The organism is Bradyrhizobium sp. 157 (genome assembly GCF_023073815.1).
Lineage (GTDB): Bacteria > Pseudomonadota > Alphaproteobacteria > Rhizobiales > Xanthobacteraceae > Bradyrhizobium.
Window position 1 is genome coordinate 12,836 of sequence record NZ_JADPKF010000080.1, and the last position, 14,856, is coordinate 27,691.

11 protein-coding genes are annotated in these 14,856 nt (G+C 63.9%); 10 read left to right on the forward strand and 1 reads right to left on the reverse strand.

The window, feature by feature from the left end; all coding sequences use genetic code 11:
* Position 1: 1 nt before the first annotated feature.
* Both IVA95_RS21295 and IVA95_RS21300 read left to right on the forward strand, forming a co-directional pair.
* The gene (locus tag IVA95_RS21295; RefSeq protein ID WP_247512248.1) at positions 2-1,309 is read left to right on the forward strand and encodes a TRAP transporter large permease subunit; all 1,308 of its coding nucleotides are present in this window, start codon (positions 2-4) and stop codon (positions 1,307-1,309) included.
* A gap of 14 nt (positions 1,310-1,323) precedes the next feature.
* Positions 1,324-2,298 (forward strand): TRAP transporter substrate-binding protein, encoded by a 975-nt coding sequence (locus tag IVA95_RS21300; protein WP_247512249.1) that lies wholly within the window; start codon positions 1,324-1,326, stop codon positions 2,296-2,298.
* A 147-nt stretch (positions 2,299-2,445) separates the two neighbouring features.
* On the opposite strand, the gene IVA95_RS21305 is transcribed toward IVA95_RS21300, so the two are convergent.
* Positions 2,446-3,213, reverse strand: coding sequence for an SDR family oxidoreductase (locus IVA95_RS21305; protein WP_247512250.1), 768 nt, complete (start codon positions 3,211-3,213; stop codon positions 2,446-2,448).
* A gap of 438 nt (positions 3,214-3,651) precedes the next feature.
* On the opposite strand from IVA95_RS21305, the gene IVA95_RS21310 reads away from it, so the two are divergent.
* The 8 genes from IVA95_RS21310 to IVA95_RS21345 all read left to right on the forward strand — a co-directional run bounded on the left by IVA95_RS21310 (position 3,652) and on the right by IVA95_RS21345 (position 14,852).
* Positions 3,652-4,902 (forward strand): ABC transporter substrate-binding protein, encoded by a 1,251-nt coding sequence (locus IVA95_RS21310; RefSeq protein WP_247512251.1) that lies wholly within the window; start codon positions 3,652-3,654, stop codon positions 4,900-4,902.
* A gap of 138 nt (positions 4,903-5,040) precedes the next feature.
* Positions 5,041-5,868 (forward strand): AraC family transcriptional regulator, encoded by an 828-nt coding sequence (locus IVA95_RS21315; protein WP_247512252.1) that lies wholly within the window; start codon positions 5,041-5,043, stop codon positions 5,866-5,868.
* Between the two features lie 129 nt (positions 5,869-5,997).
* Positions 5,998-7,008 (forward strand): branched-chain amino acid ABC transporter permease, encoded by a 1,011-nt coding sequence (locus IVA95_RS21320; protein ID WP_247512253.1) that lies wholly within the window; start codon positions 5,998-6,000, stop codon positions 7,006-7,008.
* Between the two features lies 1 nt (position 7,009).
* Positions 7,010-8,092, forward strand: coding sequence for a branched-chain amino acid ABC transporter permease (locus IVA95_RS21325; RefSeq protein ID WP_247512254.1), 1,083 nt, complete (start codon positions 7,010-7,012; stop codon positions 8,090-8,092).
* Positions 8,085-8,867 carry an ABC transporter ATP-binding protein gene (locus tag IVA95_RS21330; RefSeq protein ID WP_213251382.1) on the forward strand — a complete coding sequence of 261 codons (783 nt, stop codon included), beginning with the start codon at positions 8,085-8,087 and terminating at the stop codon, positions 8,865-8,867. Before IVA95_RS21325 ends, IVA95_RS21330 begins: the two co-directional genes overlap by 8 nt.
* A complete protein-coding gene (locus IVA95_RS21335; protein ID WP_247512255.1) occupies positions 8,860-11,097 on the forward strand; it encodes an ABC transporter permease in 2,238 nt (745 codons plus the stop codon). Before IVA95_RS21330 ends, IVA95_RS21335 begins: the two co-directional genes overlap by 8 nt.
* Before the next feature lie 2 nt (positions 11,098-11,099).
* The gene (locus IVA95_RS21340) at positions 11,100-11,933 is read left to right on the forward strand and encodes a phosphoenolpyruvate hydrolase family protein (protein WP_247512256.1); all 834 of its coding nucleotides are present in this window, start codon (positions 11,100-11,102) and stop codon (positions 11,931-11,933) included.
* Between the two features lie 24 nt (positions 11,934-11,957).
* A complete protein-coding gene (locus IVA95_RS21345) occupies positions 11,958-14,852 on the forward strand; it encodes a flotillin family protein (protein WP_247512257.1) in 2,895 nt (964 codons plus the stop codon).
* The last annotated feature ends 4 nt before the right edge of the window (positions 14,853-14,856 follow it).

Sequence of the window (14,856 nt, forward strand, 5' to 3'; positions counted from 1 at the left end):
GATGGAGCTGCTTTCCATCGCCGCCATCCTGCTCGGATTCCTTGCGCTGCTGCTCGGCGCCGGCGTCTGGATCGCCGTCGCCCTGATGGCGACGGGATGGGCCGGCATGCAGTTCGCCGGCGGCGCCATTCCGGCCGGCAGCGTGCTGGCCACGACGGTGTGGGGCAACAGCGCATCCTGGTCGCTCGCCGCATTGCCGCTTTTCATCTGGATGGGCGAAATTCTGTTCCGCACGCGCCTGTCGGAGGAGATGTTCCGCGGGTTTGCGCCGTGGCTGAACTGGCTGCCGGGCCGGCTCATGCACGTCAATGTGCTCGCCTGCGGCGTGTTCGGCTCAGTGTCGGGATCATCAGCCGCGACCTGCGCCACGGTTGCCAAGATCGCCCTGCCCGAGTTGAAGAAGCGCGGCTATGACGAAGGCTTGAGCCTCGGCTCACTGGCCGGTGCCGGCACGCTCGGCATTCTCATCCCGCCGTCGATCACGATGGTGGTCTATGCGGTGCAGGCGAACGTCTCCATCATTCAGGTCTTTCTTGCCGGGTTTCTGCCGGGCGTGTTGGTGATGGCGCTCTATTCCGGCTACATCGCGATCTGGTCGCTCGCCAATCCGAACCGAACGCCACCGGCCGAACCGTCCATGAGCCTTCGCAAGCGCATTGCCGAGTCGCTCAATCTCATTCCCTGCCTGCTGCTGATCATTTTCGTCTTTCTGTCGCTGCTGATGGGCTGGGCGACGGCGACGGAATGCGCGGCCTGGGGCGTGCTGGGGTCGCTCGCGATTGCTTGGTGGCAGGGCGCGCTGAGCTGGCAATCGTTTTGGGCGAGCGTCATGGGCGCGACGCGGGTCAATTGCATGATCCTCCTGATCCTGGCGGGCGCCTCCTACATGGGCACGTCGATGGCCTATACCGGCATCCCGATGGCGCTGGCGAACTGGGTGAACAGCTTCCAGCTTAGCCCCTATTCGCTGATCGCGGCGCTCACAGTCATGTACGTCATACTTGGCACGGCACTCGACGGCATCTCCATGATCGTGCTGACGACCGCCATTGTCATCCCGATGGTGAAGCAGGCCGGCTTCGATCTGGTCTGGTTCGGCATTTTCCTGGTGCTAGTGGTGGAAATGGCGGAAGTCTCGCCGCCCGTCGGCTTCAACCTGTTCGTCCTGCAAACCATGAGCGGCAAGGATTCCAACACGGTCGCCAAGGCAGCCCTGCCGTTCTTCTTCTTGCTCGTTCTGGCGGTTGCCATCATCACGGTCTTTCCTGATATCGTGATGATGCTGCCGCGGATCGCGTTCCCTGGCTAGAGAAAGGTATTGTCATGTTCAGACTCATAAAGACGTGCGCATTGGCCGCCTGCGTCGCGGCACTTGCCGTTCCAGCAATGGCGCAGACAAAATGGAATCTTCCGGCGGCCTATCCGGCGGACAATCCGCATTCGGTTAATCTGATCACGTTCGCCAAGGACGTTGCCGATGCCACCGGCAACAAGCTGCAGATCACCGTGCATCCCGCCGCGTCGCTGTTCAAGGCGCCGGAAATCAAGCGCGCGGTCGCCACCGGCCAGGCGCAGGCCGGCGAGGTTCTGATCTCGCTGCACGAGAACGAAGATCCGATGTTCGGCATCGACGTTATCCCCTTCCTAGCGACGAGCTACCCCGCAGCCAAGAAGCTGTGGCTCGCCTCGAAGCCTGCCATCGAAAAGAAGCTCGCGTCGCAGGGGCTTATGCTCCTGTTCGCGGTGCCATGGGGTCCGCAGGGCATTTATGCCAAGAAGGAGCTCAACACGATCGAGGACATGAAAGGCCTGAAGTGGCGCGCCTATAACGTCGGCACCTCACGCATCGCCGAACTTGTCGGCGCGCAGCCCGTCACCATCCAGGCGGCTGAACTGCCGCAGGCATTGGCCACCGGCGTCGTGAACGCGTTCATGACCTCGGGCTCGACCGGCTACGACAGCAAGTCCTGGGAAACCATGACGCATTTTTACGATACGCAGGCATGGATCCCGAAGAACGTCACTTTCGTGAACAAGGCGGCTTTCGATGCGCTCGACAAGCCGACACAGGACGCGATCCTCAAAGCAGCCGCGGTCGCCGAAGAACGCGGCTGGAAGCTCGCGGAAGAAAAGGCGAAATGGTATCTCGAACAGCTTCAGGCCAACAAAATGAAAGTGCTGCCGCCGCCTCCGGCGCTGAAGTCCGGCCTCGAGAAGATCGGCGAGCAGTTGACGGCCGATTGGCTCAAGAAGGCCGGCGCCGACGGTGAAGCCGTGATCGCCGCCTATAAGAAGTAAGAGCAGCGTTATCTTGCGCTCGCAGCGTCCGGCGCTGATTGCCGGACGCTGCCATTTCGTGGGGAAATTCGCGAGGGAAGTCTCAACGAGCGCGATCAGCAGCAGGAGGGTAACGCGCTGCCTGGAACTGCAACGACGGAGCAATAATCAAAGACAGGTCGTGATGCCGCCGTCGACGTAGAGCGTATGCCCGTTGACGAAGGATGAGGCATCTCCCGACAGAAAAACGGCGGCGCCGATCAGTTCGTCAACGTTGCCCCAGCGCGAGGCCGGCGTCCGCTTCTCCAGCCACGCTGAAAACTCGGGATCGTCGACCAGCGCTTGATTCAGCGGGGTCTTGAAGTAACCCGGCGCGATGGCATTGATCTGCAGTCCGTGCTTGGCCCAATCGGCGCACATGCCGCGCGTGAGGTTCTTGATCGCTCCCTTGGTGGCGGTGTACGGGGCAATGCCCGGGCGGGCCAACTCGCTCTGGACCGACGCGATGTTGATGATCTTGCCCTTGCCGCGCGGGATCATGTGGCGCGCGACGGCCTGACCGACGTAGAAGGCGCTCGAGACATTGGTCCTGAGCAATTGCTCCCACTTCTCTTCCGGAAAATCCTCAAGCGGCGTGCGAAACTGCATGCCGGCGTTGTTGACGAGAATATCGATTACTCCGACCGTGCGCTCGATCGTGGCAATGCCTTCGCGGACATCCTCGGCGACGGTGACATCGAAACCGGCGACCGCAACCTTGTGCCCGGCTGCGGTCAAGCTCGCGGCGGCGGCCTCGAGCTTGCTACGCTCCCGTCCATTCAGGACCACGGAGGCGCCATGCTCGGCGAGCCCTCGTGCGATGGCGAGGCCGATCCCCTGGGACGATCCTGTGACGAGCGCTCGTTTGCCGGCCAGATTGAACAGTTCAAATGCCACGGCGGGACCTTCTCCATGCGTGCAGGTGGGTCGAAACGACCGTCCGAGCACCTTCCTGACGCCTGCCAGGCCGCTGCGAAGGAACGGATCCGGATGGACCTAGAAACACTGCACACCGCGGTCAAGCCAAAACGGCGGTGATCCAAGGTGACGCGCGTACCGGCGACCTTCCAGCCGCATGAATCTTCTTGACCGCAAAAAATCCACCCGTTCCACATGCCCATCGTCCGCAGCCTCACGGCCTGAATTCGCCGCAAATCTCGTCGCGGCGCAGCATGCAAAATGAGACTACCGGTCAAGTTGCGGCAGGTGGATTTGCGCGCTCCGCCCCAGTCATCGGCTAGCTTTCGCCCGGGGGTCCCGGTCGCAATGCATTGTGAAGGGCATGGCGATTTCGGAACGACCTATACAAAACTGGCGATACAAGGGAGGGGTTCGATGTTTAAAAGCTGTGCGGGACTGGTCGCGCTGAGCAGTCTGTTGCTTTCCGGCGCCGCCTTAGCTCAAGAGAAAATCAGGGTCGGCGTCACCGCGACCCTCGAAGGCACCTATACGGTGCTCGGCGAGGACGGAATCCGCGGCCACCAGACGGCGATCAACACGCTCGGCAAGAAGGTCGGCGACAAGGAAATCGAATTCATCATCGCCTCCACGGATGCGACGCCCGACTCCGCGGTCCGTGCCGTGCGCAAGCTGATCGAGCAGGACAAGGTCCAGATCCTGCTTTCACCCTTGTCCGGTGACGAAGGCATCGCGGTCAAGAACTTCGCCAAGACGCGCCCCGAGCTGACTTTCATCAATGCCGCTTCCGGCGCGCAGGAGACCACTTACGTCGACCCGGCGCCGAACTTCTTCCGCTACAACATGGACGGCGCGCAATGGCAGGTCGGGTTGGGCAAGTATGCCTATGAAACCAAAGGCTATCGCAAGATTGCGACGGTCGGGGACGATTATTCCTTCATCTATACGCAGGTGTTCGGGCTGGTGCTCGAGTTCTGCGGTGCTGGCGGACAGGTCACGAACCGGCAATGGGTGCCGCTCGGCACCAAGGACTTCGCCTCCGTCATTGCTGCTCTTCCCGACGATGTCGATGCGATCTATCTCGGCCTCGGCGGCGCCGACGCCGTCAATTTCCTGAACCAGTATCAGCAGGCCGGCGGCAAGGCCCGTTTGATGGGCGGCTCGATCATGGTCGACCAGACCATTCTCTCGGCCAAGGGCAATGCCAAAAATGCCCTCATCGGCACCATCGCCGCCAGCGGCCAAGCCGATACCTGGGAGGATCCAAGCTGGCAGAAGTTCGTGAAGGCCTATCAGGACGCCTTCCCGCCGAACAAGCGGTTCCCGAGCCCGTCGCTGCTCGCCACTAACTATTACAACTCGACGATGGCGCTGATCCTCGGACTGCGTCAGGTCAATGGCGATCTCAGCAACAACCAGGCGAAGCTCAAGGAAGCGCTTGCCAAGATCGAACTCGACGCGCCCAACGGCAAGATCAAGCTCGATTCCAACCGCCAGGCCATCGGGACCAACTTCGTCACCGAGGTGGTGGACGACGGCAAGGGCGCGTTGTTCAGCAAGGTCGTGAAGGTCATTCCCAACGTGAACCAGACCCTCGGTTACGACCCGGCCGTGTTCTCCAAGATCGGGCTGCCGAGCCGGACGGTTCCGGAGTGCAAGAAGTACTGAATTCTTCGCATTTGCGAACGGGCCCCGGTCACGCCGGGGCCCGGGCGCGACCCGGCAGCATGTGATCTACCCTTGCATTCTCGCGGCGGATGTTGAACGCTCATTGAAAAGACAAGAACATCCCGCGGGAGGGAAGGCATGAGCAAGGCTCTCGCCGTCTTCCACGGCCGGTTCGGTCGCGCGACGGTCTATCAGTTGAACCGCCCCTTCAACATGCACGCGCATCGCGAAGGGCACCTGATTTTTCATGTCGGTGGAACGCCAGCGCGCATTGATGTGTGCGATGAGCGATGGCTGCTCGCGGAAGACTCCATTGTTGCCGTCAATCCCTGGGAACCGCACAATTTTGTGCCGACGGACACGGAGAACGGGGCGATCTTCTTCGTCCTTTACGTCAACGCCGAATGGTTTGCCCCGGATGCGGCCCGGGCCCACAGCCTGCGGTTTGGCCGCACCTGCTTCAAGCGTACGGCTACGCTCGACAGGCATATTCGCCGCTCTGCCGCGCTGGTGTGCGGCGCGCCTTCGCTGAGCAGCCTGGACTGCGAGCTCAGGCAGTTGATCGACAGTTGTTATGACGAAAGCTGGCAGACGTCAGAGCCGGTGCAGGAGACGCGCACCGCCACCGCCGTCACCGACTTTCGCGTCCGCAAATCCATCAAGCTGATGTCCGAAAGCCCGGGCGCCGAGATCGAGCTGGATTCGATCGCGCGGGAGTCGGGGCTGTCGCGCCCACACTTCTACCGGCTGTTCCGCACCCAGACCGGCGTCACGCCAAACCTCTATCTCAATACACTGATCATGGAACAGGCACTGGACGCCCTGGTCGCGACCGAAGTGCCGATCGCCGATATCGGCTTCGATCTCGGCTTCTCCTCCCAGAGCGGTTTCACCCGCTTCTTCGCCGCGAATGTCGGAATGGCGCCGACGGAATACCGCCGCGCCGCCAAAGTCTTGCGCCCCTGAGTGCAACAGGCGCGAAAAGATACTGACAATCAAGTGCAAGGTCCGCGGCACCATTAGGATGCCCCAAAACGCGAGCCGAAACGGCCGCGGCGTCTGGGAGGACGGTATGGCGATGGCCGGGCTGCTACCGTGACAAGATTCATCGAACGCCATCCGGCGTGGGCGCTGATCCTGCTGATCGCTGTCGCGGTGCTGTTGTGGCTGATCCTTGCCGTCTGGCCACCCGGCCTCGAAGAGGCGATCGGCAGGAAGCGGGTCTTTCTCAACGCCCTATTCAACGGCATCACGCTCGGCAGCCTCTACTTCCTGGTGGCCAGCGGCTTCACGCTCATCTTCGGCCTGATGCGCAACGTCAATCTGGCGCATGGCTCGCTCTATCTGTTCGGCGGCTACATCGGTTACGCCATCAGCGTCTGGACCGGCTCATGGGTGCTCGGTTTCATCATCGCGTTTCTCGGTGTGGCGCTGGTCGGCATCGTCCTGCAAATCGTCGTCTTCCGTCGCATGGAGGGCGAGGATTTGCGCCAGACCATGGTCACGATCGGGCTTTCGATCGTGTTTGCGGACCTGATGTTGTGGGTATTCGGCGGCGATTTCTATCAGATCCAGACCCCGAGCTGGCTGGTCGGCCCGATCGAATTGCCGCTGGTCACCGCAGTCAAATCGTCGGGCGAGGCGGTCTACCTGCGCTACCCGATGGTGCGGCTCGTGATCTTCGTCGCAGCGGTGGTGATCGGCATCGTGATGTGGCTGGCGCTCAACCGAACCCGCGTCGGCATGATGGTGCGCGCCGGCGTCGATGACCGCGACATGCTTGCTGCGACCGGCGTGCCGATCCAGCTCGTCTTTGTTGCCGTGTTCGCACTCGGCGCAGGGCTTGCCGGCATCGCGGGCGTCGTCGGCGGAACCTTTCAGTCGATTTCGCCCGGCGAAGATACCCGCTTTCTGCTGGCTTCCCTCGTCGTCGTTATCGTCGGCGGCATGGGATCGATCCCGGGCGCGGCGCTGGGCGCCGTCATCATCGGCCTCGCCGAGCAGCTCGGCTCCGTCTACATCCCGACTTATGCAATCGTCGTAACCTTCCTCATCATGGTGCTGGTGCTGGCGGTGCGGCCGCAGGGCCTACTTGCGAGGCGCTGACATGTCGTTGGTCCAGGGTGCGCATCCTCAGACCAGTCAGCCGGCAGGAGCGCGCGCGGCGTTATTGGCATGGCCGGAATTCAACAAGCCGGCTGTCTGGCTGGTCGCCGTGATCCTCTTGATCATGCCGTTCATCGCTAACGCCTTCTTCCTGATCGAGATCTTTGCCACCACGCTGATCCTCGGGACCGTCGCTCTCAGCCTGATGTTCCTGGCGGGCTATGGCGGCATGGTCAGCCTGATGCAGCTCACCGTCGCCGGCTTTGCCGCCTACATGGTCGCGGTGTTCGGCATGAGCGCCAACACCAATATCAGCCTCGGCTGGCCGTGGTGGCTCGCAACGCCGATGGCGCTGGTGCTCGCAACCGTCTTCGGCACGCTCGGCGGCGCGCTCGCGGTGCGCACCGAGGGCATCTACACCATCATGATCACGCTCGCGATCGGCGCGGCCTTCTACTATTTCACCAACCAGAACTGGCCGATCTTCGGCGGCCACACCGGCATCAACACCATCGCCACGCCGAAATTCTGGGGTGTCGACTGGCGCTCCGACGTCCCCTTCTATTACGTCACGCTGGGCGTCGCGGCGTTCTGCTATTTCGCCGTTCAATATGTCTCGCGCGCTCCGTTCGGGCTCGCGCTGCAGGGCGTGCGCGACAATCCCCGCCGCATGGCGGCGCTCGGCTATAATGTCAACGCGCACCGCGTGGCAGCCTACGCGTTCGCGGCCTTCATCGCCGCACTCGGCGGCGTCCTGCAGGTCTGGAACTACCGGCAGATCTCGCCCGGCTCGGTCAGCGTCGGCGCCTGCATTGATATCCTGATCATCGCCGTGGTCGGCGGCATCACCCGCCCCGTCGGGCCCTTCATCGGCGCCTTCATCTTCGTCATCCTGCGTACCTTCGCGCTCGATCTGCTGGTCAAGTTAGGGCTCGACGGCAATCGCTTCCGGCTGCTGATCGGCCTCGGCTTCCTCGCCATCGTGTTCTGGTCGTCGGACGGCGTGATCGGTCTCTGGGAGCGATGGCGCCGTCGCACGGCTGTTCCAGAAAAACGCGCAAGCGGAGGCCACGGTCATGGATAGCGCCGCGCCACGCTTTTCGGCCGTCGGTGCCGGCGCCGCGCTGGAGCTGCGCGGCGTGACGCGGCTGTTCGGCGCGCTCGCTGCCCTGACCGACGTCACCATCACGGTTCGCCCCGGCGAACGCCGCGCCGTGCTCGGCTCCAACGGCGCCGGCAAAACGACGCTGTTCAATTGCGTGACCGGCGACTTTCCGCCGTCCTCCGGCACCATCCGCTTCTTCGGCGAGGACATTACCCACTTCCCGCCATACGAACGCATCAGGCGCGGCTTGCGCCGCACCTACCAGATTTCGGCGCTGTTCCCCGGCCTCACGGTGAGGGACAACGTCTACCTCGCCTGTCGCGGCGTTTCTCGCGGACGGTTTTCTCCGCTGCGCCCGGGGGCGAACGATGCCCTCATGCATGCGACAGAGGCGCTGATCCAGGCGGTGCACCTGACATCGGTCAGGGAGCAGCGGGTCGCGGAGCTCGCGCACGGCCAGCAGCGGCAGCTCGAGATCGCGCTCGCGCTCGCCGGCGCGCCCCGTTTTATCCTGTTCGACGAACCGGCCGCGGGCCTGTCCCCCACCGAGCGGCGCGAACTGATCGATATCCTGACGTCGCTGCCCGCCCATATCGGCTACATCATCATCGAGCACGACATGGATGTCGCGCTTCGCGTCGTCGAAAGCGTCACGATGATGCACAACGGCCGTGTCTTCAAGGAAGGCCTGCCGCACGAGATCGAAGCCGACCCGGAAGTGCAGGAGCTCTATCTGGGGGCCGGCCATGAGTGAGATCCGCCGTTCAGCGCCTGCCCTCGAAGTCCGGGGCCTCGACGTTTACTACGGCCATTCCCATGCGCTGCAGGGAGTCGAGCTGACGCTGGATTCCGGCGTGTTCTCGGTGGTCGGCCGCAACGGCATGGGCAAGACCACGCTGTGCAAGACCATCATGGGCTTGCTGCGGGCGAGCGGCGGTTCGGTTCGCGTCCGCGGCGAGGATATCACCCGCCTTAGCCCGGCGCGGATCGCGCAGCTCGGCGTCGGCTACGTTCCGCAAGGGCGACGGCTGTGGCGCTCGCTCAGCGTGGACGAACATCTGCGGCTGGCAGCCGGGATGCGGCGCGGCGTCTGGACCATCGACCGCATCTACGAGACCTTTCCCCGCCTTGCCGAGCGCAAGGACCACGGCGGCGGGCAGCTCTCGGGCGGCGAACAGCAGATGCTGGCGATCTCTCGCGCGCTTCTGACCAATCCGCACCTCCTCATCATGGACGAGCCGACCGAAGGCCTTGCGCCTGTTATCGTCGCCCAGGTCGAGGAAATGCTGGTGCGGCTTGCCGAAGACGGCGAGATGTCGGTGCTGGTGATCGAGCAGAATATCGGCGTCGCCACGGCGATTTCGAAGAACGTCGCGATCATGGTCAATGGCCGCATCAATCGCATCATCGACTCCGCGCGACTTGCCGCCGACCGCGAGCTGCAACAACGGCTGCTTGGTGTTGGAGTCGTTGGAGTCCACGCCGAGCCGGACGCGGATATCGAAGGCGCGGATGCAGGCGCCGAAGCCAAGGCGCATCCCGCACCGCCGCGCGCGTCGAGCACAGCGCCAATCCGCATCTATATCTCCAATCCCACGCTGCCGACGCGCTGGTCGCAGCCGGCGCCGATTGCGCGCATCGAGGCCGCCGCGCGCACGCTTTCGACGGGCATCACCCGGATTGAAGACGCCGCACGGCAGAAACGCCAAGCCGGTGCCGTCGTTCAAACCGCATCCGGGCCACCGGTCGTTCTCGTCGTCGGCACCCTCGATACCAAGGGCGAGGAGTTGCGCTTCATTCGCGACGTGATCGCCGAACACGGCTTGCGGACGCGCCTGGTCGACGTCTCCACCAGCGGCAAGCTCTCCGCCTGCGACGTCTCCGCCCAGGAAATCGCGCTCAATCATGGGCGCGGCGGGTCGAGCGTGTTCGGCTCGGACCGCGGCGCGTCGGTGACCGCGATGGCCGACGCCTTCGCCAATTGGCTGCGCCGTCAGGGTAATGTCGCAGGCATCATTTCGGCGGGCGGCTCCGGCGGCGCCTCGCTGGTCGCGCCGGGCATGCGCGGCCTTCCCGTCGGCGTGCCGAAACTGATCATCTCATCCGTCGCGTCGGGAGATGTCGGTCCTTATGTCGGACCTGCCGATATCACGATGATGTATTCGGTCACCGACGTGCAGGGCCTCAATTCGATCTCGCGTGCCGTGCTCGCCAACGGCGCCAACGCCATCGCCGGCATGGTGAAGGCGCGTCTCGACAATCAAAGCGCGGCCGGGCGTAACGCGCGGGTTGCGTTACCCGCTGTCGGCATCACCATGTTCGGCGTGACGACGCCCGCCGTGCAGAAGATCACGGCGGATCTGCGCAGCGATTTCGCATGCCTCGTCTTTCACGCCACCGGCGTAGGCGGCCGCTCGATGGAAAAGCTGGTCGATTCCGGAATGCTCGCGGCCGTTGTCGATCTCACGACGACGGAAGTCTGCGATCTCCTGATGGGCGGTGTATTCCCCGCCACCGACGACCGCTTCGGCGCGATCATCCGCAGCCGCCTGCCCTTCATCGGCTCCGTCGGTGCGCTCGACATGGTCAATTTCGGCGCGGCCGACACCATTCCCGAGCGCTATCGTCAGCGCAAGTTCCACGTTCACAATCCGCAGGTGACCTTGATGCGCACCACACCGGAAGAGAACGACCGCATCGGCCGCTGGATCGGCGAAAAGCTCAACCGGATGGACGGGCCGGTACGCTTCTTCCTGCCGGAAGGCGGCGTCTCCGCGCTCGACGCGCCGGGCCAGCCGTTCTGGGATCCGGAAGCGGACGCGGCGCTGTTTACCGCGCTGGAACGCAGCGTTCGCCAGACCGGCAATCGCCAGCTCATCCGCATCAGGCGCCACATCAACGAGCCGGAATTTGCATCCGCCATCGTCAACGCGCTCCGTCCCCTGGTCGGACGCCCGGGGACACGTCGGAAAATCGCGAGGTGACCATGGCGAAGTTCGAACGTTCAGCCATCCTGAAGAAGTTTCGCAACATGGCCGCCAAGGGGGAGCCGATCGTTGGCGGCGGCGCGGGCACTGGCCTATCGGCCAAATGCGAGGAAGCCGGCGGCGTCGATCTGATCGTGATCTACAATTCCGGCCGCTACCGCATGGCAGGACGCGGCTCCCTCGCCGGGCTGATGCCCTATGGCGACGCCAACGCGATCGTGCTCGAGATGGCCGGCGAAGTGCTCCCCGTCGTCACCCGGACGCCGGTATTGGCGGGCGTCAACGGCACCGACCCGTTCCGCGACATGGATAATTTTCTCGATCAGTTGAAGGCGCTGGGCTTTGCCGGCGTGCAGAACTTTCCGACCGTCGGCCTGATCGACGGCGTATTCCGCGCCAACCTCGAGGAGACCGGAATGTCCTATGCGCTGGAGATCGACATGATCTCCAAAGCGCGCGACAAGGACATGCTGACGACGCCCTATGTGTTCAGTGAGAGCGAAGCCGCGGCCATGGCGATTGCGGGCGCTGACATCATCGTCTGTCACCTGGGCCTGACCACAGGCGGCGCGATCGGCGCGCATACCGCGCCGAAGCTCGAAGATTGCCCGGAACAGATCGACACCTGGGCTGCGGCGGCGCTCAGCGTCAATCCGGACATATTGGTGCTGGCCCATGGCGGCCCGATCGCCGAGCCCGCCGACGCCGACTTCATCATGAAACACACGCGCAAGTGCCACGGCTTTTACGGCGCATCGTCGATGGAGCGCCTGCCGGTGGAGCGGGCGCTCACGGAACAGGTTCGTAAATTTAAGGCGATCGGCGCGCGGTAACGCCGAGACCAAAGGGAGGAAGAGATGTCGGGGACTCTGGTTGGCGAATTGATCCTCTGGCTGATCATAGCGATCGTCGTGATCGCCATCGTCGTCTACATCGTGAACTGGCTCTATCACCGTTCGTCGAAGGAAGTGTCCTTCGTCCGCACCGGTCTCTTGGGCGAGCGCGTGGTGATCAATGGCGGCGCCTTCGTGCTGCCCTTCATTCACGACTACACGCCCGTCAACATGAACGTGCTGCCGATGGGCATCGTGCGCGCGAAGCATGACGCTGTCATCACCCGCGACCGCATGCGGATCGATATCGAGGCGGATTTTTACGTGCGCGTGCAGCCGACCCGCGAAGCGGTCGCGATTGCCGCAGCCACGCTCGGACGGCGCACGCTCGAGCCGGAGCAGTTGCACGCCCTGCTGTCCGGCAAGTTCGTCTCCGCCATACGTTCGGTTGCCGCCGAAATGACCATGGAGCAGATGCACGAGCAGCGCGGCGAGTACGTCACGCGGCTCAAGGCCGCCGCCGCCGAGGCGCTGGCCCAGAACGGCCTCGAGCTGGAGTCAGTCGCGATTACCGATCTCGACCAGACTGATCTCGAATATTTCAATCCGTCGAACCGGTTTGATGCCGAGGGTCTGACGCGGCTGATGGAAGATATCGAGGCCAAGCGTAAGCTGCGCAACGACATCGAACAGGATTCGATGATCAAGATCCGCTCCCGCAATCTCGACGCCGAACGTCAGGCGCTGGAGATCGAACGCGAGAGCGAGACCGCCCGCCTCGAACAGGAGCGCGACATCGAGATGCGCCGCGCTCTGCAGCGCACGGAAGTTGCGCGCGAACGCGCCTTGCGGGAGACCGAGGCCGAGCAGGCGCAGATTTCGGCGCGTGAGGCTATCGAGAAGGCGCGCATCGCCAACGAGCTCGCGATCGCCGAAGCCCGCATCGCCTCGGAACGCGAAACGAGACACCGCGAGATCGAGCGCACGCGCGCGGTCGAAGAGAAGGAGCTGCTGGCGCGCGAGGAAATCGAAAAAGCCAAGATCGCCAACCAGCGCGCGGTCGATACCGCCCGCATCGCCTCCGAGCGCGAGGTGCGGCAGCGCGACATCGAGCGCACCCGGACCGTCGAGGAAGCCGAGATCACGGCACGCGAGGCGGTCGAGAAGGCGCGCATACAGCAGGATCGCGCCGTCACCGACGCGCGGATCGCAAACGAGGAAGAAACCCGAAGGCGCGAAATCGAACGTACCCGCGCGGTCGAAGAAGCCGAGATCGCGGCGCGCGAGGCGACGGAGAAAGCGCGCATCGCCCAGACAACGATCGTTAACATCGAACGCATTGCGTCCGACGAGCGCACCCGCGCGCTGGAGATTGCGCAGGTCCGCACGATCCAGGAGGCCGAGATCGACGCGCAAAAGGCCGTGGAAGCCGCACGGATCGCGCGCGAACGGACACTCGCGGCCGAGCGGATCGCCGCCGAGCAGACCACACGCAAGCTGGAAATCGAGCGCAACCAGGCGCTGGAAGTTGCCGGCATCGCTGCGCGAGAGGCTACGGAAGCCTCCCGCATCGCCCAGGAAGAACGCGTTCGCTCACTCGAAATCGCGCGCAACCGCGCCGTCGAGGAGGCCGATATCGCCTCGCGCGAAGCGATCGAGGCCGCCCGCATCTCCCAGGAGAAGGTCGTCGCCGCGCAACGCATTCGGGCCGAAAGAGAAACAAGGGGACTTGAAATCGAGCGCACCGAAGCGATCGAGGCCGCCGAGCTCAAGCGGCGCGATGCCATCGAACGGCGGCGCGTCGAAGTGGAGCTGGCGCTGGAGGCTGAACGTATCGCCTCGTCCAGGACGCGCGAAGTGCTCAATATCGACCAGAAAAAGGCGGTCGAGATCGCCGACGAGGAGCGCGTGATCGCGCTTGCCGCCAAACGCTCCGAGCGCATCGATGCCGACCGCCAGGTCAAGCAGGCCGAGATCAATGCCCGCAAGGAAGTCGAGACCACCGACGTCTCGCGCGAACAGGCGCTGGAGGCCGCTCGGCTGGCACGCCGGCGCGCGATCGAGCAACTCGAAGTCGCCCGTGTCCAGGCGCTGCAGGAGGCCGAGATCGCTTCCCGCGAGGAAGTCGAGCGGGCGCGCATCGCCTCCGACCGTGGCCTTGACGAAGCCCGCATCGGCCGCGAGCGCGATCTGCGGAAACTGGAGGTCAATCGCGAGAAGGACGTCGAAACGGCGCTGATGGAAAAGGCGATCGCGCTTTATCAGAAATCTCTGGAGGAATCGGCAGCCAAGGTGGCGGCCGAAGATGCGCGCGTGCGCGCGACCGAAGCGGCCGAGCGCGTCGTCACCGCCCGCGAAAGCGAGATCGCCAAGCGACAAAAGACCGTCGAGGTGCTGCTGGCGGAGAAGCGGGCCGAGGAGACCCGTATCGCTGCCGACGCCGAGCGCGTGCGCGCCGCGGTCGAAGCCGAGGCGCAGCGGCTGCTCAACGAAGCGGAGAACGTGCTCACCGACCAGGCGCGCTACTCGCTGTTCCGCCGCAAGCTGCTCGACCGGATCGAGGGCATCGTGCGCGAGAGCGTCAAGCCGATGGAGAAGATCGAAGGCATCCGCATCCTTCAGGTCGATGGCCTCAACGGCAACGGTGGCGGCGGCAATGGCGGCCGCAGCGCCACCGACGAGGTGATCGACTCGGCGCTGCGCTACCGGGTGCAGGCGCCGCTGATCGACTCGATCCTTTCCGACATCGGCGTCGAGGGCGGCAGTCTCGCCAAGATGCCCGGCCTCATTCGCGAAGCGCGCGACATGCAGGGCATCAGGGATTCCACGCGCAAAAGCGGTGCGCCCAAATCCGATGCGCCTCCATCTCCGGCCCCCGGCGAGCCACCCGCCGAACGCGGACCGCGCAAGAAAGGATAAGCAC

Bases quoted from the DNA above. Each gene is read 5' to 3' on its own strand.
- IVA95_RS21295 (WP_247512248.1), top strand. From the start codon at position 2: ATGGAGCTGCTTTCCATCGCCGCCATCCTGCTCGGATTCCTTGCGCTG.
- IVA95_RS21300 (WP_247512249.1), top strand. From the start codon at position 1,324: ATGTTCAGACTCATAAAGACGTGCGCATTGGCCGCCTGCGTCGCGGCA.
- IVA95_RS21310 (WP_247512251.1), top strand. From the start codon at position 3,652: ATGTTTAAAAGCTGTGCGGGACTGGTCGCGCTGAGCAGTCTGTTGCTT.
- IVA95_RS21315 (WP_247512252.1), top strand. From the start codon at position 5,041: ATGAGCAAGGCTCTCGCCGTCTTCCACGGCCGGTTCGGTCGCGCGACG.
- IVA95_RS21325 (WP_247512254.1), top strand. From the start codon at position 7,010: ATGTCGTTGGTCCAGGGTGCGCATCCTCAGACCAGTCAGCCGGCAGGA.
- IVA95_RS21330 (WP_213251382.1), top strand. From the start codon at position 8,085: ATGGATAGCGCCGCGCCACGCTTTTCGGCCGTCGGTGCCGGCGCCGCG.
- IVA95_RS21335 (WP_247512255.1), top strand. From the start codon at position 8,860: ATGAGTGAGATCCGCCGTTCAGCGCCTGCCCTCGAAGTCCGGGGCCTC.
- IVA95_RS21340 (WP_247512256.1), top strand. From the start codon at position 11,100: ATGGCGAAGTTCGAACGTTCAGCCATCCTGAAGAAGTTTCGCAACATG.
- IVA95_RS21345 (WP_247512257.1), top strand. From the start codon at position 11,958: ATGTCGGGGACTCTGGTTGGCGAATTGATCCTCTGGCTGATCATAGCG.